The sequence below is a fragment of the Micromonospora sp. NPDC049282 genome, assembly GCF_043197045.1.
GTDB lineage: Bacteria > Actinomycetota > Actinomycetes > Mycobacteriales > Micromonosporaceae > Micromonospora.
Genome location: NZ_JBICSL010000001.1, coordinates 469,137 through 487,080 on the forward strand (window position 1 = coordinate 469,137; position 17,944 = coordinate 487,080).

Below are 17,944 nucleotides of genomic sequence, written 5' to 3' on the forward strand. Positions count from 1 at the left end.
CCCCTTGTTGACGCATTCGGTAGCGGAAGGGCCCCTTCCTGACAGGTTCCGGGAGCTGTGGGACGAGATCGCGCCGGTCGGGCGCGACCCCGGCAGCGGCGGCTACCTGCGGTACGCGCTGACCGAGCCGGAGCTGCGACTGCGGGAGTGGTTCCGGAACCAGGCCGACCGGCGGGGCATGCCGGTGTCCGAGGACGGCAACGGCAACCTGTTCGCCTGGTGGGGTGACCCGGCGGCCGGCGACGCGGTGCTCACCGGCAGCCACTTCGACTCGGTGCCGCACGGCGGGACGTACGACGGGCCGCTCGGCATCGTCAGCGCGTTCCTCGCCGTGGACGAGCTGCGGGCCGCCGGAACCACTCCGGAGCGGCCCGTCGTGGTGGCCGCGTTCGTGGAGGAGGAGGGCGCGCGGTTCGGCGTACCCTGCCTGGGGTCGCGGCTGCTCACCGGCGAGATCGACACCGAGCGCGCGGCCGGGCTGCGCGACCAGGCCGGGGTGACGTTCGCCGGCGCGCTGGGCGAGCGGCCGGCGGGCGCCGACCCGGCGCTGCTCGGCCGCTTCGCGGCGTTCGTGGAACTGCACGTCGAGCAGGGCCGCGCGCTCGTCGACCTGGACGCGCCGGTCGCGGTGGCGTCCGCGATCTGGCCGCACGGCCGGTGGCGGTTCGACTTCACCGGCGAGGGCAACCACGCCGGTACGACCCGGATGGCCGACCGCCGCGACCCGATGCTCACCTACGCGTTCACCGTGCTCGCGGCGAACAAGGAGGCCCGGCTGCGCGACGCGCACGCCACCGTGGGCCGGGTGTCGGTCGAGCCGAACGCCACAAACGCGATCCCGGCCCGGGTCACCGGCTGGCTGGACGCGCGGGCGGCCGAGGCGGACACGCTGTACGGTCTGGTCGAGGCGGTACGCGCCAAGGCCACCGAGCGGGCCGGCCGGGACGGCACCGGGCTGACCTGCACGCAGGAGTCGGCGACCCCGCTCGTCGCGTTCGACGGCGGTCTGGCGCGGCGACTGGCCACGCTGCTCGACGCGCCGGTGCTGCCGACCGGCGCCGGCCACGACGCCGGGGTGCTGGCGGCGCACCTGCCCACCGCGATGCTGTTCGTGCGCAACCCGACCGGGGTGTCGCACTCCCCGGCCGAGTCCGCCACCGACGCCGACTGCGCGGCCGGGGTGGCCGCCCTGGCCCGGGTCCTGGAGGAGCTGGCATGCCGATGACCCGCTGGCTGGCCGAGTACGCCTGGCTGCCGGAGCACGCCGAGCCCACCCCGGACGTGCTGATCGAGGCGACGGACGGCCGGCTCACCGCGGTCACGCCGCTGACCGGCGGCGGGCCGCCGGCGGCCGGGGTGGAGGTGCTCGGCGACGCCACCCGGCTGCCCGGGCTGACCCTGCCCGGCCTGGCCAACGCCCACTCGCACGCGTTCCACCGGGCGCTGCGCGGGCGCACCCATGACGGTCGCGGCGACTTCTGGTCCTGGCGGGACCTGATGTACGCGGTGGCCGCCCGCCTCGACCCCGATTCCTACCTGGCGCTGGCCCGGGCCGCGTACGCGGAGATGGCGCTCGCCGGCATCACCTGCGTGGGCGAGTTCCACTACCTGCACCACGGTCCCGGCGGCACCCCGTACGACGATCCGAACGCGATGTCGGCCGCGCTGGTGGAGGCCGCCGCGCACGCCGGGGTACGGCTCACCCTGCTGGACGCCGCGTACCTGACCGCGGGCGTGGACGGCGCGGAGCTCGTCGGGCCGCAGCGCCGGTTCGGCGACGGCGACGCGCTGCGCTGGGCGGAGCGGGTCGACGCGTTCCGCCCGACCGACGGGCACGTCCGGCTCGGCGCGGCCGTGCACTCGGTGCGCGCGGTGCCGGCCGAGCAGCTCGCCACCGTGGCCGGCTGGGCCGACCGGCACGGGCTGCCGCTGCACGCGCACCTCTCCGAGCAGCCGGCCGAGAACGACGCCTGCCGGGCCGTGCACGGTTGCACCCCGACCCGGCTGCTGGCCGACCACGGCGTGCTCGGCCGGCACACCACCGCCGTGCACGCCACCCATCCGACCGCCGCCGATGTCGCGCTGCTCGGCGACAGCGGCACCGGGGTCTGCCTCTGCCCCACCACCGAACGGGACCTGGCCGACGGGATCGGCCCGGCCCGGCGGATCGCCGAGGCGGGCAGCCCGCTCAGCCTGGGCAGCGACAGCCACGCCGTGGTGGACCTGTTCGAGGAGGCCCGCGCGGTGGAACTGGACGAGCGGCTGCGTACCCGCAGGCGGGGGCACTTCACCGCCGCCGAACTGCTCGCCGCCGCCACCGTCACCGGGCACGCGGCGCTCGGCTGGGGTGACGCCGGCCGGCTCGCCGTCGGCGACCGGGCCGACCTGGTGACGGTAGGGCTGGACAGCGCCCGCACCGCCGGGGTGCCGCCGGTCGGCGCGTTCTTCGCGGCCACCGCCGCCGACGTGACGCAGGTGGTGGTCGACGGCCGGACCGTGGTGGCCGACGGCCGGCACCTGACCGTCGATGTCCCCACCGAGCTGCGGGACTCGATCGCGACGGTGACCTCATGATCGGCAGCCTGCTCGTCGACAACATCGGCGAGCTGGTCACCAACGACGGTCGGGGTGGCGACCCGCTGGGCGTCCGCCGCGACGCCGCCCTGCTGATCGAGGACGGGCAGGTGGCCTGGGTCGGTCCGGCCCGCTACCCGCCCGCCGCCGACCGGCGGATCGACGCCGGCGGCGCGGCCGTCCTGCCCGGCTTCGTGGACAGCCACGCCCACCTGGTCTTCGCCGGTGACCGGGCCGCCGAGTTCGCCGCCCGGATGGCCGGCGAGCCCTACACCGGCGGCGGCATCCGGACCACCGTGGGCGCCACCCGCGCCGCCTCCGACGACGACCTGCGCGCCGCCGTGCGCCGGCTGCGGGCGGAGATGCTGCGGCAGGGCACCACCACGGTCGAGATCAAGAGCGGGTACGGCCTGACCGTCGCCGACGAGGCCCGCTCGCTGCGGATCGCCGCCGAGTTCACCGAGGACACCACGTTCCTCGGCGCGCACGTGGTCCCGGCCGAGTACGCCGACCGCCCGGACGACTACGTGGGCCTGGTCTGCGGGCCGATGCTGGCCGCCGCCGCGCCGTACGCCCGCTGGGTCGACGTGTTCTGCGAGCGCGGCGCGTTCGACGTGGACCACGCCCGGGCGATCCTCGCCTGCGGTCAGGCCGCCGGGTTGGGTGTCCGGGTGCACGCCAATCAGCTCGGTCCCGGCCCGGGCGTCCAGCTCGGGGTGGAACTGGGCGCGGCCAGCGTGGACCACTGCACCCACCTGTCCGACGCCGACGTGGACGCGCTCGCCGGCTCGACGACCACCGAGTGGCTCTCCGGGCCGCCGACCAACACGGTCGCCACGCTGCTGCCCGGGGCCGAGTTCTCCACCCGGTCGCCGTACCCGGACGCCCGTCGGCTGCTCGACGCGGGCGTCACCGTGGCGCTGGCCACCGACTGCAACCCCGGCTCGTCGTACACCTCGTCGATGCCGTTCTGCGTCGCGCTCGCCGTACGCGAGATGCGGATGACCCCGGCGGAGGCGGTGTGGGCCGCGACCGCCGGCGGGGCGGCGGCGCTGCGCCGCACCGACGTCGGCCGGCTGACCCCCGGGTCCCGGGCCGACCTGGTCATCCTCGACGCCCCGACCTACCTTCACCTGGCCTACCGGCCGGGGGTGCCACTGATCCGCCAGGTTCTGCACAACGGAGTGCCACGATGACCACCGTCACCATCCTGTCCACCGGGGTCTCCCCCGCCGACGTGCTCGCGGTCGCCCGCGGCACCGCCAAGGTCGTGCTCGACCCCGCCGCCACCGAGGCGATGGCCACCAGCCGGTCCATCGTGGACGGCATCGAGGCCGCCGGCCGCCCGGTGTACGGCGTCTCCACCGGCTTCGGGGCGCTCGCCAACACGTTCGTCGCGCCCGAACGGCGGGCCGAGCTGCAACACGCGCTGATCCGCTCGCACGCGGCCGGGGTGGGCGCGCCGATGCCCCGTGAGGTGGTGCGGGCCATGATGCTGCTGCGGGTCCGCTCGCTCGCGCTCGGCCGCTCCGGCGTCCGCCCGCTGGTCGCCGAGGGCCTGGTGGACCTGCTCAACCACGAGATCACCCCGTGGGTGCCGGAACACGGCTCGCTGGGCGCCTCCGGCGACCTGGCGCCGCTGGCGCACTGCGCGCTGGCGCTGCTCGGCGAGGGCTGGGTGCTCGGCCCGGCCGGGGAACGACTCGACGCCGCCGAGGCGCTGCGCCGGGTCGGGCTGGCCCCGGTCGAGCTGGCCGCCAAGGAAGGGCTGGCACTGATCAACGGCACCGACGGCATGCTCGGCATGCTGCTGCTGGCCGTGTCGGACGCCCGGCACCTGTTCGCCATGGCCGACGTCACCGCCGCGCTGGCCATCGAGGCGATGCTCGGCTCCGAGCGGCCGTTCCTGCCCGAGCTGCACGCCATCCGCCCGCACCCCGGTCAGGCCGCCTCGGCCGCGAACATCCACCGGCTGCTCCAGGGCTCGGCGGTGATGGACTCGCACCGCGACGACCTGGCCCACGCGGTGCAGGACGCGTACTCGATGCGCTGCGCCCCGCAGGTGGTCGGCGCGGCCCGGGACACGCTCGACTTCGTCGAGGTGGTCGCCGGCCGGGAGCTGCTGTCGGTGGTGGACAACCCGGTGGTGCTGCCGGACGGGCGGGTCGAGTCGACAGGTAACTTCCACGGCGCGCCGCTCGGCTTCGCCGCCGACTACCTGGCCATCGCCGCCGCCGAGGTGGGCGCGATCGCCGAACGGCGGGTGGACCGGCTGCTCGACGTGGCCCGCAACCGGGACCTGCCCGCGTTCCTCTCCCCCGACGCCGGGGTGAACTCCGGGCTGATGATCGCCCAGTACACCGCCGCCGGCATCGTCGCGGAGAACCGCCGGCTGGCCGCGCCCGCCTCGGTCGACTCGCTGCCCACCAGCGGCATGCAGGAGGACCACGTCTCGATGGGCTGGGCGGCCACCAAGAAGCTGCGCACGGTGCTGGACAACCTGACCAGCCTGCTCGCGGTGGAGCTGCTGGCGGCCGTACGCGGGCTCCAACTGCGGGCGCCGCTGGAGCCGTCCCCGGCGGGCCGGGCCGCGCTGGACGCGCTGGGCGACACGATCGGCGAGCCGGGGCCGGACGTGTTCCTCGCCCCCCTGATGGAGGCCGCGCGGGCCGTCGTCGGCGGGGCCGAGCTACGCGCCGCCATCGAGCGCGAGATCGGCCCGCTCGGCTGAGCCTGGGGGACAGCCCCCCGGAAAGGTGGGAGGCCAGCCGCATGTCTTCCCCGGGCCGGTGCTCATAGCGTCATCGACGACGCAGGCACAAGCCACGGGAGAACCGGAATGGCAACCACGGCACCGACGCATTCGAGACAACGAACGGGCGCCGTGCGCCGCGTCCTGCTGGGCCCCGACCACCGACTACGGTCGTGGTGGCGGGTCCCGGCATACCTGGCGGTGGTGCTGGCGACCGCTGCGCCGCTCGGTGTGTGGGGGCAACGGTCGCCGGGCGCGAATCTCGCCGCGCACACCGGTGTCCTCGTCCTCGTGCTCGCCGTCACCTACCTGTTCCGCCGGCACGTCGACCGCCGGTCCTGGTGCGACCTCGGCTTGACCGGGTTCCGCCTGCGCCACCTGCTGGTCGGCCTGTCGGGCGGAGCGCTTGCCGTGCTGGCGTTCTTCTCAGTCATGTGGGCGGCGGGCTGGGCGGAGATCAGCGGGACCGAGGCCGCCGAGCGCGGGCTGGTCGGCGCGGTCGGGCTGCTGGCGGCGGGCTTCTACCTCCTCGCCACGAGCGCGGTGGTGCAGGAGGTCGCATTCCGGGGGTACGTCCTGCAAACGCTCGCCGACGGCTGGTCGATGCGCGGCGCAGCGATCATCTCGAGCGTCATCTTCGCCGTGCTACACGTCTCCGACCTGTCGAGACCGCTGTTCACCCTGGTTCTCCTGGCCGATCTCACCCTGATGGCCGGATTCTTCGTGCTGACCCGCCTCACCACCGGCGCGCTCTGGCTGGCCATTGGCTTCCACACCACCTGGAACTGGACCATGGACTCGGTCTTCTCCCTCGACACGGACGTCGGCGCGGACTACGGCGACGCCCTCATCCACATCCGAACATCTGCGCCGTCGGCAGGGCTGGGCCCTGGTGGCGCGGCGGAACTGATCTATCTGACGATCTCGGCGCTGCTCTTCACCGGCTACCTCATCGCCACCCGGCGCGGACGGCCGGCGGCATGAACGCCGCGAGGACTGTCCTGCGGGCGCCGCTGCGCGCCCGCCCCTGGCGGGAGACGCTGCACCTGCTCCTGGGGGCCGGGATGTCGGCGGTCGCGTTGCTCCTTGTGGTCCTGACCGTGTACGCCACCCTGGCAAGTGTCACTGTGGTGGGGCTGGCGCTGCTGGGTTGCGTCGTCACGGCGGCCCGCTCGGTGGGCACGCTGGAACGCGCCCGGGCACGCCGGTTGCTCAGGTTCCGGTTGCCACCCGCCCCGCCCCGGATCCGTCGACATCCCGGCTCGCTCGGCTGGGTACGCGACGCGCTGACCGACCCCGTCGGATGGCGCTGCCTGCTGCACTCGCTGGTGGCCGTGCCGGTCGGCATCGCACAGGCGTACCTCGTGGGGATGTGGTGGCTGCTGTCGCTCAGCGCGCTGGGATACCCGCTCTGGGCCCGGCTGGTCCCGTCCGACGGGGCGCACCGCAGCGACGAGGTCCGCATCGGCGGCTGGCACTGGTATCCGGACACCTGGCCGTATCCGGTCCTGGTCGGCGCGGTCGGACTGGTCGGGGTACTCGTGGCGCCCTGGCTGGTGGCGGGGCTTGCCGGCCTCGACCGGATCCGCCTGCGCCGGATGCTGGCGCCCGCCGGGGCACGCGAGCGGGTCGCGGCGTCGGAGCGCCGCCGGACGAGGGCGGTCGAGCAGTCCGGCTCCCACCTCCGGCGGATCGAACGGGACCTCCACGACGGCGTACAGGCCCGGGTGGTCGTGCTCGCGATGGAGTTGGGCCGGGCGCGCGACGACATCGAGAGCGGCGTGTCGACTCCGCAGTTGACAGCCCGGGTGGCCGCGGCGCACGAAGAGGCGAAGCTGGCCCTGGTCGAGCTGCGTGACCTGGCGCGCGGGATCTACCCGGCGGTGCTGAACGATTTGGGCCTGGAGGGGGCACTGCCGCTGCTCACCGCCCGCTGTCCCGTGCCCGTCGGGGCGGACGTGCGCGTGCCGCACCGACCGGATCGGGCAGTGGAGGCGACCGCCTACTTCTGTGTGGCGGAACTGCTGACCAACATCACCAAGCACAGCGAAGCCACCCGGGCCTCGGTGCGGGTCAGGCGGCGGGCCGACCTGCTGCTGATCGAGGTGTCGGATGACGGTCGAGGCGGGGCGGCGGTGGTGGCGGGCGGCGGACTTGCGGGGGTGGCCGCTCGAGTCGACAGCGTCGAGGGCACCATCACCGTGTCGAGCCCGGTGGGCGGCCCCACCCGAGTCGAGATGGAGTTGCCGTGCGCATTGTGATCGCCGAGGACTCCGTCCTGCTCCGGGACGGTCTCACCCGGCTGCTGACGGACAAGGGGCACGAGGTGGCGGCCGCGGTGGACGGAGTCGAGGCCCTGCTGACGGGCGTCCACGAGCACCGGCCCGACCTGGCCGTGGTGGACATCCGGCTGCCACCCACCTTCAGCGACGAGGGGCTGCGGGCGGCCCTGCGGCTCCGCTCCCATCAGCATCCGCTGCCCGTCCTCCTGCTCTCCCAGTACGTGGTGGAGCGGTACCTCGACGAGTTGCTCGGCACCGACCCGCGTGGCGTCGGCTACCTGCTCAAGGACCGGATCGCCGACATCGCCGAGTTTCTTCGTGCGGTCACCGACGTCGCCGCCGGTGGCACCGCACTGGATCCGGAGGTGGTGCGCCAACTGGTCGGCCGCAGCCGGCGGCGCGACAGCCTCGACGCACTGACCCGGCGGGAGCGTGACGTGTTGGCCGCGATGGCCCAGGGCCAGTCGAACGGCTCGGTGGCCGCGGCACTGCACATCTCCGAGGGGTCGGTGGAGAAGCACGTCGCGAGCATTTTCGCGAAGCTCAGGCTCCCCAACGACCGCCGCACCCACCGGCGCGTGCTGGCGGTCGTCGCGTACCTCCGCTCCTGAGATCGTTCAGGAGCGGAGGTGGGACCCGCGGCCGTCGTACCGGTGCGCCGCGCCGGCGGTCAGGCGGCGGGCGGGAGCACCTTGGCGACCAGCTTGGCCAGGTCCCGCAGCGCCTTGCCGCGGTGGCTGACCGCGTCCTTCTCCTCGGGCGTCAGCTCGGCGTTGGTGCGCTCCTGCCCGTCGCCCAGGAAGATCGGGTCGTAGCCGAAGCCGCCCTCGCCGCGCGGCGCGCGCAGCAGCCGACCGGCCTGCCGGCCGTCGACCAGGTGTTCCTTGCCGCTGGGCAGCACCAGCGCCACCGTGCAGACGAAGGCGGCGCCACGGTGCTCGTCCGGCACGTCGGCCACCTGCTCCAGCACGAGCTGGAGGTTGGCCCGGTCGTCGCCGTGCCGGCCGGACCAGCGGGCGCTGAACACGCCGGGCATGCCGTTGAGCGCGTCCACCGCGATGCCGGAGTCGTCGGCGATGGTCGGCAGGCCGGTGCGCCGGCAACCCTCCCGCGCCTTGATCAGCGCGTTCTCACCGAAGGTGAGGCCGGTCTCCGGCAGCTCCGGATATTCCTCGACGTCGTCGAGGCCGATCAGGGCGACCCGGTGGGCGCCGAGCGCGCCGTCCAGGATCCGCTGCAACTCGACGAGCTTCTTGCGGTTGCGGGTGGCCAGGAGCACCTTGTTGTCGGTCACAGGTTGAGCGCCTTCCGCTGCGCGTCGGCCAGTTCCAGGCAGCCCGCCACGCCCAGGTCGAGCAGCGCGTCGAGCTGGTCGCGGGCGAACACGCCTGCCTCACCCGTCCCCTGGACCTCGACGAAGTCGCCGGTGCCGGTGCAGACCACGTTCATGTCCACCTCGGCGGTCACGTCCTCGGTGTAGCAGAGGTCGAGCATCGGCTCGCCGCCGATCACGCCGACGCTGACCGCGGCCACCGAGCGGTGCATCACCTTCTCCACCTTGCCGGTGAGCGACTTGCGCTCGGCCAGCCAGGTGACCGCGTCGTGCAGGGCGACGTACGCGCCGGTGATGGCCGCGGTGCGGGTGCCGCCGTCGGCCTGCAGCACGTCGCAGTCGAGCACGATCGAGTTCTCGCCGAGCGCCTTGAGGTCGACGCAGGCGCGCAGGCTGCGGCCGATCAGCCGGGAGATCTCGTGCGTCCGGCCGCCGATCTTGCCCCGGACGCTCTCCCGGTCGGAGCGGGTGTTGGTGGCCCGCGGCAGCATCGCGTACTCGGCGGTCACCCAGCCCAGCCCGGAACCCTTGCGCCAGCGGGGCACCCCCTCGGTGACGCTGGCCGTGCAGAGCACCCGGGTCGCGCCGAACTCGACGAGCACCGAGCCCTCCGGATGGGTGCTCCAGCCCCGGGTCAGGCTCACCGGTCGGAGTTGGTCGGGCCGCCGCCCGTCAGGTCGTGCCATGCCTGCACCCTATGCGGTGCGTCGATCGCGACGGCTGCCGGTGCCCGCCGGCCGGGACCGCGTCGTCAGACGTCGTAGCCGGCGCCGGCGCGCACCACCTCGATCGGCCCGGCGTACGCCCCGGACGCCGACTCCACGGTGTGCGACTCGCTGCCCCAGGCCGCCACGAGGTGGGTGAGCAGCAGCCGGCCCACGCCCGCCTTGGTGGCCGCCTCGCCGGCCTCCCGGCCGGTCAGGTGCAGGTCGGGAGGATTGTCCACGCCGTCCATGTAGCTGGCCTCGCAGAGGAACGCGTCGGCGCCCTGGGCCAGGCGCAGCAGCGCCTCGCAGGGCGCGGTGTCCGACGAGTAGCAGAACACCCGGCCGCCGTGCTCCAGTCGCACCCCGTACGTCTCGATCGGGTGGTTCATCCGGTCGACGGTCGCGGTGAACGGGCCGATCGGGAACGTGCCCGGCTGGAGGCCGTAGAACTGGTAGACGTCCTCCACCGTGGTGTTCTCCTGCCCGTACGCGGCGGCCAGCCGGTCCGGCGCGCCGGAGGGCGCGTACATCGGCAGCGGCGGGTAGGGACCGTCCGGGGCGTACCGGCGCACCACGACGTACGACACCGCGTCGAGCATGTGGTCGCAGTGCAGGTGGGTGAGGAGCACGGCGTCGGGCGAGTGCAGCCCGACGTAGCGCTGGAGCGTGGAGAGTGACCCCGGACCGAAGTCGATCAGAAGGCGGAAACCGTCCGCCTCGAGCAGGTAGGCGGAGCAGGGGGACTCAGGGCCCGGGAAGCTGCCCGCGCAGCCGAGGACGGTCAGTCGCATCCGGTTGCCTCGATCTCACACTGGGTAGTCGACGCACCGGCAGCCGCCCCGCCGTTGATCTCCACCGACGCGCTCGCCACGCTGCGCAGCCTACGCGGCAGCCCGGTCGGGCAAGAATCATCTACCGGAAGTTGTCATCAACGTGACACCCATACGCGTCCGGATCCGGGAGATCGCGGCGGTCCGGCCGGCGGGGCGTCCCCACCGGCCGGACCACCGTGGGCCGTCAGGCCCAGAGTTGACCGTCGAGCGCGTCCTCGGCGTCCGCGAGCGTGCCGCCGTACGCCCCGGTGGACAGGTATTTCCAGCCGCCGTCGCAGACCACGAACGCCACGTCGGCGCGGCGGCCGTCGCGGACCGCCTCGTGCGCCACGGCCAGCGCGGCGTGCAGGATCGCGCCGGTGGAGAAGCCGGCGAAGATCCCCTCCACCTCGACGAGCTGCCGGGTGCGCAGCACCGCGTCCCGGGTGCCCACCGAGAAGCGGCGGGACAGCACCCCGGCGTCGTACAACTCGGGCACGTAGCCCTCGTCGATGTTGCGCAGGCCGTAGACCAGCTCCCCGTACCTCGGCTCGGCCGCCACGATCTGGATGCCGTCGACCTTCTCGCGCAGGTAGCGTCCGGTGCCCATCAGCGTGCCGGTGGTGCCCAGCCCGGCCACGAAGTGGGTGACGCTCGGCAGGTCGTGCAACAGCTCCGGCCCGGTCGTCTCGTAGTGCGCCCGGGCGTTCGCCTCGTTGCCGTACTGGTAGAGCATCACCCAGTCCGGGTGCTCGGCGGCGATCTGCTTCGCGGTCGCGACGGCCTGGTTCGAGCCGCCGGCGGCCGGCGAGAAGATGATCTCGGCACCGTACATCCGGAGCAGCTGCACCCGCTCGGTGGAGACGTTCTCCGGCATCACGCAGACCAGCCGGTAGCCGCGCAGCTTCGCCACCATGGCCAGCGAGATCCCGGTGTTGCCGCTGGTCGGCTCCAGGATGGTGTCGCCCGCGCGCAGCCGGCCGGCCTCCTCGGCCGCCCGCACCATGAACAGGGCCGCGCGGTCCTTGATGCTGCCGGTCGGGTTCCGGTCCTCCAGCTTCGCCCAGAGCCGCACCGGCGGCGCGCCGTCGGGCACCGTCGGGGAGAGCCGGGGCAGGCCGACCAGCGGCGTGCCGCCGCAGGCGTCGAGCAGGCTGTCGTACCGCGCCATGGCGGCCCCCTAGCGGGCGGCGGTGGCGCGCGCGGAGACCGCGTGCGACGCGATCGCCGCTGCCGCCGCGAAGCCGAACGCGCCGCCGGCCACCGCCGGCAGGATCGTCACGCTGTCGCCGTCGTTGAGCTTCGCGTCGAGCGCGCCCAGGAAACGGACGTCCTCGTCGTTGACGTAGACGTTGACGAACCGGTGCAGCGCGCCGGCGTCGGTGACCAGCCGGCCCCGCAGGCCGGCGTGCCGGGAGTCCAGGTCGGTGAGCAGGTCGGCGAGCGTGTCGCCGGCGCCCTCGACGACCTTCGCGCCGCCGGTGTAGCTGCGCAGGATGGTGGGGATGCGAACCTCGATGGCCATGGTGTCTGGTGCTCCTCGTTCAGGGACGTGCCGGGTGACGGGAAGGAAAGGGTGTGCCGGTGCGCTGGGGTCAGCGGCCGGAACACTCGTAGTCGACCGTCGCCGGGCTCTGCCCGAACATGTAGGACTGGACGGCGTTGGGATCCACGGCGGCGTCCACGATCTCGACCGGCTCCTCGGCCACGACGCCGTCGACGATCCGGAAGGACCGGATCTCCTCGGTGTCGGGCTCGCGCGTCGAGACGAGCAGGTAGTGCGCACCCGGCTCGCCGGCGAAGGCGACGTCCGTGCGGGACGGGTAGGCCTCCGTCGCGGTGTGCGAGTGGTAGATGACGACCGGTTCCTCGTCGCGGTCGTCCATCTCGCGCCACAACCGCAGCTGCTCCATCGAGTCGAACTCGTAGAAGGTCATCGAGCGGGCGGCGTTCTCCATCGGGATGTGCCGGGTCGGGGTGTCGCCGCCGGCGGGGCCGGCGACCACGCCGCACGCCTCGTCCGGGTGGTCCCGACGCGCGTGGGCGACGATCGCGTCGATGATCGACCGGTCGATGCTCAGCACGCCGACCAGCCTAGCGCCTGGCCGTGCCGGGCGGCGAGGTGGCGACCGTCACCACTCAGTCGATGAGCGCGTTGAGCAGGGACTCCTGCAAATATCCGAGATAGGCGTAGACCGACAGTTGGAACACCCGGGACGAGGCCGGGTCGGTGGCGACCGCGTCGTCGAGCTCCTCGCCCAGATCGGTGCCGTCCTTGATCTCCAACCGGACGCCCATCGCCAGCCGTGCGTCGTTGAGCGCCCGCAGCCACGCCTCGGCCGCCTCCGCGTCCAGCCGCACCTCGCCGCCGGCGTCGCCGTCGGGCAGCGCGGCGAGGATCGCGCCGGCCTGGTCGATCTTGGCGGTCTTCAGGTCGCCCTCGGTGTAGCGACGGAACTCGGCGGTGTCGGCGTCGTCGTCCGGGTAGACCTCGGGGAAGAGCCGGCCGACCACCGGGTCGCCGTGGTCGAAGCCGTCGGTCAGCAGGCCGACCACCTCGGAGGCGACCTTGCGCAGCACCCGCACCTCGTCGACGGCGAAACCGGCCACGTAGCGGTCGCCCCGGCGGCGGAACATGCTCATGACCTCTCCACGGTCGCCCACAGCCCGTACGCGTGCAACTGCGACGCGTCGTGCTCCATCCGCTCCCGGGCCCCGCTGGAGACCACCGCCTTGCCCTTGTGGTGCACGTCCAGCATGAGCCGCTCCGCCTTCTCCCGGCTGTATCCGAACAGCTTCTGGAAAACCCAGGTCACGTACGTCATCAGGTTGACCGGATCGTCCCAGACGATGGTCACCCATGGCCGGTCGGAGACCGGCACCTCGTCGGTGTCCGGCGTCTCGACCGGCGCAACCTGTGGAGCCGCCATGCCCCCCATCGTGCCACCGGATCCGGGGAACCGATGAACCGGAACGGCGCGGCGGTCGGGATCGCCCGCCCGGACCGCGTACGCGGGCCCTGGACCCCGCGCGGCGGCCCGGGTCTCAGGCCAGCAGGATGCCGTGGTCGACAGCATCGGCGAGCACCACGCCCAGCGAGAGACGGATCACCTCGAAGCGGCGGGACACCTCGCGGGACAGTTCGAGTTCGACCTCGCGCAGCGCGCGCTGGGCCCAGGACCGGGCCAGGTTCGGGTCGTCGTTGCCGGGCGCCCGCCAGTGCTGCCAGCACCCGCCGTTGAGCGCCACCCCGATCGGCGGGAGCACCTCGTCGCGCTCCGCGCCGGGCAGGCCGGCCAGCGCGTCCAGCGCGCCGGCGCCGGCCAGCCCGGCGACCCCGGCCGTGCTGGTGACCAGGAGCACGCGATCCAGCTCCCGGCCGTCCGGGTGGTCGGCCAGACCCCAACGCACCGCGTGGGTGATCCGCCGGCGTACGCCCTCGGCGAGCGGCGCGCCGAAGACCCGGGCGGCGGCGTCGTCGACGATGCTCCGGACCGCCTCGTCGCACTGCGCGGTGGCGAGCATCGACAGCGCCTCCAGCTCGCGGTCGAGCAGCTGCGGGAGGCCGGCGCACCCGACCCCGAAGACGATCTCCTGCACCACCCGGAGGTGGATGTTCGCCAACTCCAGCGCGAGGTGCTGGCGGATCCGCTGCGCGCAGGAGCGGGCCTGGCGATCGATCCGGTCGGCCAGGTCGGTCGGGTCGACCCCGGCCAGCACCGGCACCCGGCCGTGCGCGCCGGGCGGCTCGGGCGGCCGGGCGCTGGCCCGGCGCAGCCCTTCTTCGGCGGCCCACCCGACCAGCGCGCGGCGCAGGTTCGGCACCTCGGCCCGCCGGGCCGGGAACCACCGGGCCGACGCGAGCGCGGGCACCGCGGCCAGCAGCGCCGCGCGGTGGGCCGCGATGGAGACCGCCACCGGGTCGAGCCGGCCGGCGGGGCTGGGCGGGCCGGATCGGGCGGGCGACGGCACGGACGCCCCCGTGCCCTCCGCCGTCGCGCCGTCCGCCGGCGCCGCCCAGCCGGTCACGCCGGGGGTGACGGCGAAGAACACCGTGACGCGGGCGCGCGCCACCTCGGCCAGCAGCTGCAGCTCGACCGCGCTGAATGCCTGGTCGGCGGAGATCACGAAGAGCAACGCCCCGGCCCGGCCGACGGCGTCCCGCAGCGCCAGGCCGCCGGCCACGCCGAGGGTGGCGGTGTCCGGCGGGTCGAGCACGGTGAAGTGGCGCAGCAGCGGGTCGGGCAGGCTGAGCTCGACCCGGCGCGGCGGTCGGGCCAGCGCGGGGCCGGCGGCGAGCGGGTCCGCGCCGTAGGCGTGCGGCTGGCGGTAGCCGGGGACGTACGCGGCTCGGGTGGCGACCCTGGCGTGGTTGATCAGCAGGTAGCTGCCGGCGGGCACGACGAGCGTGCCGGGGTCGGACCCGAGCAGGCCGGCGATCAGCTCACGCCGGCCCGCGCCGCCCGGGCCGGCCACGACGACGGCGAGCGGCTCGCCGGGCCCCGGTTCGCTCAGACCGAGCCGGGTCGGCAGTGGGACGCACCGTGGCGACTCGGCGCGCCCGCCCGGATCGGGCACGTCGACCGAGGGGAGTGGACCTGGCCTCATCAGGTGGGCCTCCCGGTCAGGCGGCCGGCGCGTCAGCCCGGTCGCGGATTTTCCCTGGCCATAGGGGTTGCCGGAAGCGTACGGGTGTCGCGCATCCGACACCGAACACATCCGGTACTCACGAGTAATGGCCAGATTACTCAACTTCACTGCGTGACGACGCGCACGCGGACGGCATCCCATCGATATGCTGCATCGATGACCAGGTGGGAGTTCGTCGGCCGAACGGATGAACTCAACCGTCTGTTGTCGGCGATCGGCGACCCGAACGGGCGCGGGCTGTTCTTCAGCGGCGACGCGGGCGTCGGCAAGAGCCGGCTGCTGCGGGAAGGGGTGGCCGCGCTCTCCCCCGAACGGCACGCGATCTGGTCGGTCGCGGCCAGCGCCACGACCGCCGCCCTGCCGTTCGGCGGGCTGGTCCAGGTGCTACCCGCCACCCAGCCGCAGGGCCTCTCCCCCGCCGGGATCCTGCGCTGGGCGGTGGACCTGCTCCAGGAGCAGGCCGCCGGCCGGCCCATCGTGCTCGCCGTCGACGACGCGCACCTGCTCGATCCGCCGTCGGCCGCGCTGGTGCACCTGATCGCCCGCTCGGAGAACGCCACCGTGATCGGGACGCTGCGCAACGGCGAGCAGATCCCGCTGCCGATCCGTGCCCTCTGGACCGACGACCTGGTCGACCTGGTCGAGCTGGGGCCGCTCGGCCGCAGCGAGACCACCGGGTTGCTCGCCGCGATCCTCGGCGGCCCGGTCGACGCCGGCTCCTCCGACCGGCTGTTCCGGCTCTCCGCCGGCAACGCGCTGCTGCTGCGTGAGCTGGTGCTGGCCGCCGACGGCGAGCTCAGGCGCACGTACGGGATCTGGAAGTGGACCGGCCGGCTGGAGCTGGCGCCCAACCTCACCGAGCTGATCGACACCCGGATCGGCCAGCTCACCCCCGGCGTCCGGGCGGTGGTGGAGCTGGTCGCCTTCGGCGAGCCGCTGGGCCTGCAACTGCTGGAACGGGCGGTCGAGCCGACCGACGTGGAGGTGGCCGAGGAACGCGGGCTCATCGCCATGGTCCGCGACGACCGGCGACTCAACGTCCGCCTGGCCCACCCGCTCTACGGCGAGGTGATGCGCCGCCAGTGCCCGGTCAGCCGCACCCGGCGACTCCAGGCCACCCTCGCCGGGCTGCTGGAGCAGGTCGGCAAGCGCCGCCGCGACGACCTGCTGCGGGTCGCGGTCTGGCGGCTCGACTCGGGTACGGCGCAGAACGTGGCGCTGCTGCTCGACGCGGCCGTGCAGGCGTTCGGCCGGTACGACGTGCCGCTGGCCACCCGGCTGGCCCGCGCCGCGCTGGAGGCCGGCGGCGGCACGGACGCGGCGGAGCTGCTCGCCACCATCCTGATGTTCGGCGACCGGCCGGAGGAGGCGATCCGGGTGCTCGACCAGGTCGCCGGGGAGGTCGGCGACGACCGGCGACGCAGCCGCTGGCTGACCGCCCGGGGCATGGTCGCCTACTGGGGGCTCAACCGGGAGTCCACGGTGGAGGAGATCGCCGCCGGTGGCGAGGAGCTGACCGACCCCGCCGACCGGGCCCGGGTGCGCGCCTTCGAGGCCATCATGCGGCTGCACCGGCTGGACGTCGACGTCGCGGTGCGGCTGGCCCAGGAGGTGCTGGACCGCCCGGCCGCCCCGATGGCCGCCCGGGAGCTGGCCCGGTGCACCCTCGCCCACCTGCAGGCCGCCCAGGGGCAGTACCGGCGCAGCGCCACCGCGATCGCCCGGGTGCAGGCCGAGGCGGCGTGCTGGCGCGCCGACATGCCCTACCTCCAGCTCGCCATGGAGCTGGCCCGGGGCACCCGGCTGGCGCTCTCCGGCGACCTGGCCGGCATCGACGCGATCGTCGCCGACGAGTTCGCCGACCTGGCCGGCGCCGGCGACTTCCGGCTCGGCACCGGCTACCTGGGCATCCTCCAGGCGTACGCGGCACGGCTGCGCGGGCGCGGCGACGACGCGCTCAAGACCAGTCTGGGCGCCTGCGCGGTGCTCGCCACCAGCCGGGTGTACGCCGGCCTGGCCCACGCCGAACGCGCGCAGGCCGCCGCGCTGCGCGGGGACGCGGTCCACGCGACCGAGGCGATGGCCGAGGCGGACCGGACGCACGCGCCCGGGATGGCCGTCCTCTACCCGTGGCTGGAGCAGGCCCGGGGCGCGGCGCAGGCGGCGGCCGGCGACCTGCCGGGCGCCACAAAGCACCTCTGCGCGCTGGCCGACCGGCTGCGTGAGGACGGTCTCGCCGGCCACGAGCTGCTCGTCCTGCTCGACCTGGTCCGGCTCGACCAGGCCGCCGCGCCGGTCGGGCCCACCTGCGTCGACGGTGGCCGGCGCAGTGTGGCGCAGCGCCTGGCGGAACTCTCCGAGCAGGTCGACGGCGTGTTGCCGCCGCTGGTCGCCCGCTACGCTCGGGCCGCGCTCGACGGTTCCCCGGACGACCTGCTCGCGGTGGCCGACGGCTTCGCCGACCGGGAGCTGGTCGTCTACGCCGCCGAGGCGACCGCGATGGCGCTGTGCCGGATGCGGGACGCCCGGGTCGGCGCGACCGGGTCGGCCCGGGAGCGCCTCGCCGACCTGCTGGGCCGCTGCGACGACATCTCCACCCCGGCGCTGCGGCTGCTCCGCCCGGCCCTCAGCGACCGCGAGTGGGAGATCGCCCACCTCGCCGCCGACGGACTGACCAGCCGCGCCATCGCCGAGCGCTTGTACCTCTCCACCCGCACGGTGGAGAACCACCTCCAGCGGGTCTACAGCAAGCTGGGCGTCACCCGCCGTAGCGAGCTGCGGGCCGCGCTGCGGTCGATGCCGGGGCACGACGGCACGGATCCGGCCTGAACTCT

General features: G+C 74.3%; 17 protein-coding genes. 8 read left to right on the forward strand and 9 right to left on the reverse strand.

Going from position 1 to position 17,944, the window contains the following annotated elements; all coding sequences use genetic code 11:
• The first annotated feature begins 4 nt into the window (after window positions 1-4).
• The 7 genes from ACGFI2_RS02160 to ACGFI2_RS02190 all read left to right on the forward strand — a co-directional run bounded on the left by ACGFI2_RS02160 (window position 5) and on the right by ACGFI2_RS02190 (window position 8,219).
• Window positions 5-1,225, forward strand: coding sequence for an allantoate amidohydrolase (locus ACGFI2_RS02160; protein ID WP_393509187.1), 1,221 nt, complete (start codon window positions 5-7; stop codon window positions 1,223-1,225).
• Window positions 1,222-2,574 (forward strand): formimidoylglutamate deiminase, encoded by a 1,353-nt coding sequence (locus tag ACGFI2_RS02165; protein ID WP_393510057.1) that lies wholly within the window; start codon window positions 1,222-1,224, stop codon window positions 2,572-2,574. Before ACGFI2_RS02160 ends, ACGFI2_RS02165 begins: the two co-directional genes overlap by 4 nt.
• A complete protein-coding gene (gene hutI / locus ACGFI2_RS02170) occupies window positions 2,574-3,770 on the forward strand; it encodes an imidazolonepropionase (RefSeq protein WP_393510060.1) in 1,197 nt (398 codons plus the stop codon). The genes ACGFI2_RS02165 and hutI overlap by 1 nt, the downstream gene beginning before the upstream one ends.
• Window positions 3,767-5,305 (forward strand): histidine ammonia-lyase, encoded by a 1,539-nt coding sequence (gene hutH / locus ACGFI2_RS02175; protein WP_393509190.1) that lies wholly within the window; start codon window positions 3,767-3,769, stop codon window positions 5,303-5,305. Before hutI ends, hutH begins: the two co-directional genes overlap by 4 nt.
• A gap of 153 nt (window positions 5,306-5,458) precedes the next feature.
• The gene (locus tag ACGFI2_RS02180; RefSeq protein ID WP_393509193.1) at window positions 5,459-6,310 is read left to right on the forward strand and encodes a CPBP family intramembrane glutamic endopeptidase; all 852 of its coding nucleotides are present in this window, start codon (window positions 5,459-5,461) and stop codon (window positions 6,308-6,310) included.
• On the forward strand, window positions 6,307-7,587 hold the full coding sequence (locus tag ACGFI2_RS02185) for a sensor histidine kinase (protein ID WP_393509196.1): 1,281 nt from the start codon (window positions 6,307-6,309) through the stop codon (window positions 7,585-7,587). The genes ACGFI2_RS02180 and ACGFI2_RS02185 overlap by 4 nt, the downstream gene beginning before the upstream one ends.
• Window positions 7,575-8,219, forward strand: coding sequence for a LuxR C-terminal-related transcriptional regulator (locus ACGFI2_RS02190; protein ID WP_393509199.1), 645 nt, complete (start codon window positions 7,575-7,577; stop codon window positions 8,217-8,219). Before ACGFI2_RS02185 ends, ACGFI2_RS02190 begins: the two co-directional genes overlap by 13 nt.
• Before the next feature lie 59 nt (window positions 8,220-8,278).
• On the opposite strand, the gene rdgB is transcribed toward ACGFI2_RS02190, so the two are convergent.
• The 9 genes from rdgB to ACGFI2_RS02235 form a co-directional block, all read right to left on the reverse strand.
• Window positions 8,279-8,902 carry an RdgB/HAM1 family non-canonical purine NTP pyrophosphatase gene (gene rdgB, locus ACGFI2_RS02195; RefSeq protein WP_393509202.1) on the reverse strand — a complete coding sequence of 208 codons (624 nt, stop codon included), beginning with the start codon at window positions 8,900-8,902 and terminating at the stop codon, window positions 8,279-8,281.
• Window positions 8,899-9,627, reverse strand: coding sequence for a ribonuclease PH (gene rph / locus ACGFI2_RS02200; RefSeq protein ID WP_393509205.1), 729 nt, complete (start codon window positions 9,625-9,627; stop codon window positions 8,899-8,901). Before rph ends, rdgB begins: the two co-directional genes overlap by 4 nt.
• A gap of 65 nt (window positions 9,628-9,692) precedes the next feature.
• Complete coding sequence (locus tag ACGFI2_RS02205) at window positions 9,693-10,439, reverse strand: MBL fold metallo-hydrolase (RefSeq protein WP_393509208.1); 747 nt, start codon at window positions 10,437-10,439, stop codon at window positions 9,693-9,695.
• A 226-nt stretch (window positions 10,440-10,665) separates the two neighbouring features.
• Window positions 10,666-11,631 carry a PLP-dependent cysteine synthase family protein gene (locus ACGFI2_RS02210; protein WP_393509211.1) on the reverse strand — a complete coding sequence of 322 codons (966 nt, stop codon included), beginning with the start codon at window positions 11,629-11,631 and terminating at the stop codon, window positions 10,666-10,668.
• Window positions 11,632-11,640: 9 nt separating this feature from the next.
• On the reverse strand, window positions 11,641-11,985 hold the full coding sequence (locus ACGFI2_RS02215) for a MoaD/ThiS family protein (RefSeq protein WP_393509214.1): 345 nt from the start codon (window positions 11,983-11,985) through the stop codon (window positions 11,641-11,643).
• Between the two features lie 70 nt (window positions 11,986-12,055).
• Complete coding sequence (locus ACGFI2_RS02220) at window positions 12,056-12,544, reverse strand: Mov34/MPN/PAD-1 family protein (RefSeq protein ID WP_393509218.1); 489 nt, start codon at window positions 12,542-12,544, stop codon at window positions 12,056-12,058.
• 55 nt (window positions 12,545-12,599) lie between these two features.
• Window positions 12,600-13,103 carry a DUF2017 domain-containing protein gene (locus ACGFI2_RS02225; protein ID WP_393509221.1) on the reverse strand — a complete coding sequence of 168 codons (504 nt, stop codon included), beginning with the start codon at window positions 13,101-13,103 and terminating at the stop codon, window positions 12,600-12,602.
• The gene (gene clpS / locus ACGFI2_RS02230; protein ID WP_393509224.1) at window positions 13,100-13,390 is read right to left on the reverse strand and encodes an ATP-dependent Clp protease adapter ClpS; all 291 of its coding nucleotides are present in this window, start codon (window positions 13,388-13,390) and stop codon (window positions 13,100-13,102) included. Before clpS ends, ACGFI2_RS02225 begins: the two co-directional genes overlap by 4 nt.
• Before the next feature lie 115 nt (window positions 13,391-13,505).
• Window positions 13,506-15,068 carry a hypothetical protein gene (locus ACGFI2_RS02235; protein ID WP_393509227.1) on the reverse strand — a complete coding sequence of 521 codons (1,563 nt, stop codon included), beginning with the start codon at window positions 15,066-15,068 and terminating at the stop codon, window positions 13,506-13,508.
• A gap of 198 nt (window positions 15,069-15,266) precedes the next feature.
• Here ACGFI2_RS02235 and ACGFI2_RS02240 point away from each other — a divergent pair, with 198 nt between their 5' ends.
• Window positions 15,267-17,939 (forward strand): LuxR C-terminal-related transcriptional regulator, encoded by a 2,673-nt coding sequence (locus ACGFI2_RS02240; protein WP_393509230.1) that lies wholly within the window; start codon window positions 15,267-15,269, stop codon window positions 17,937-17,939.
• The last annotated feature ends 5 nt before the right edge of the window (window positions 17,940-17,944 follow it).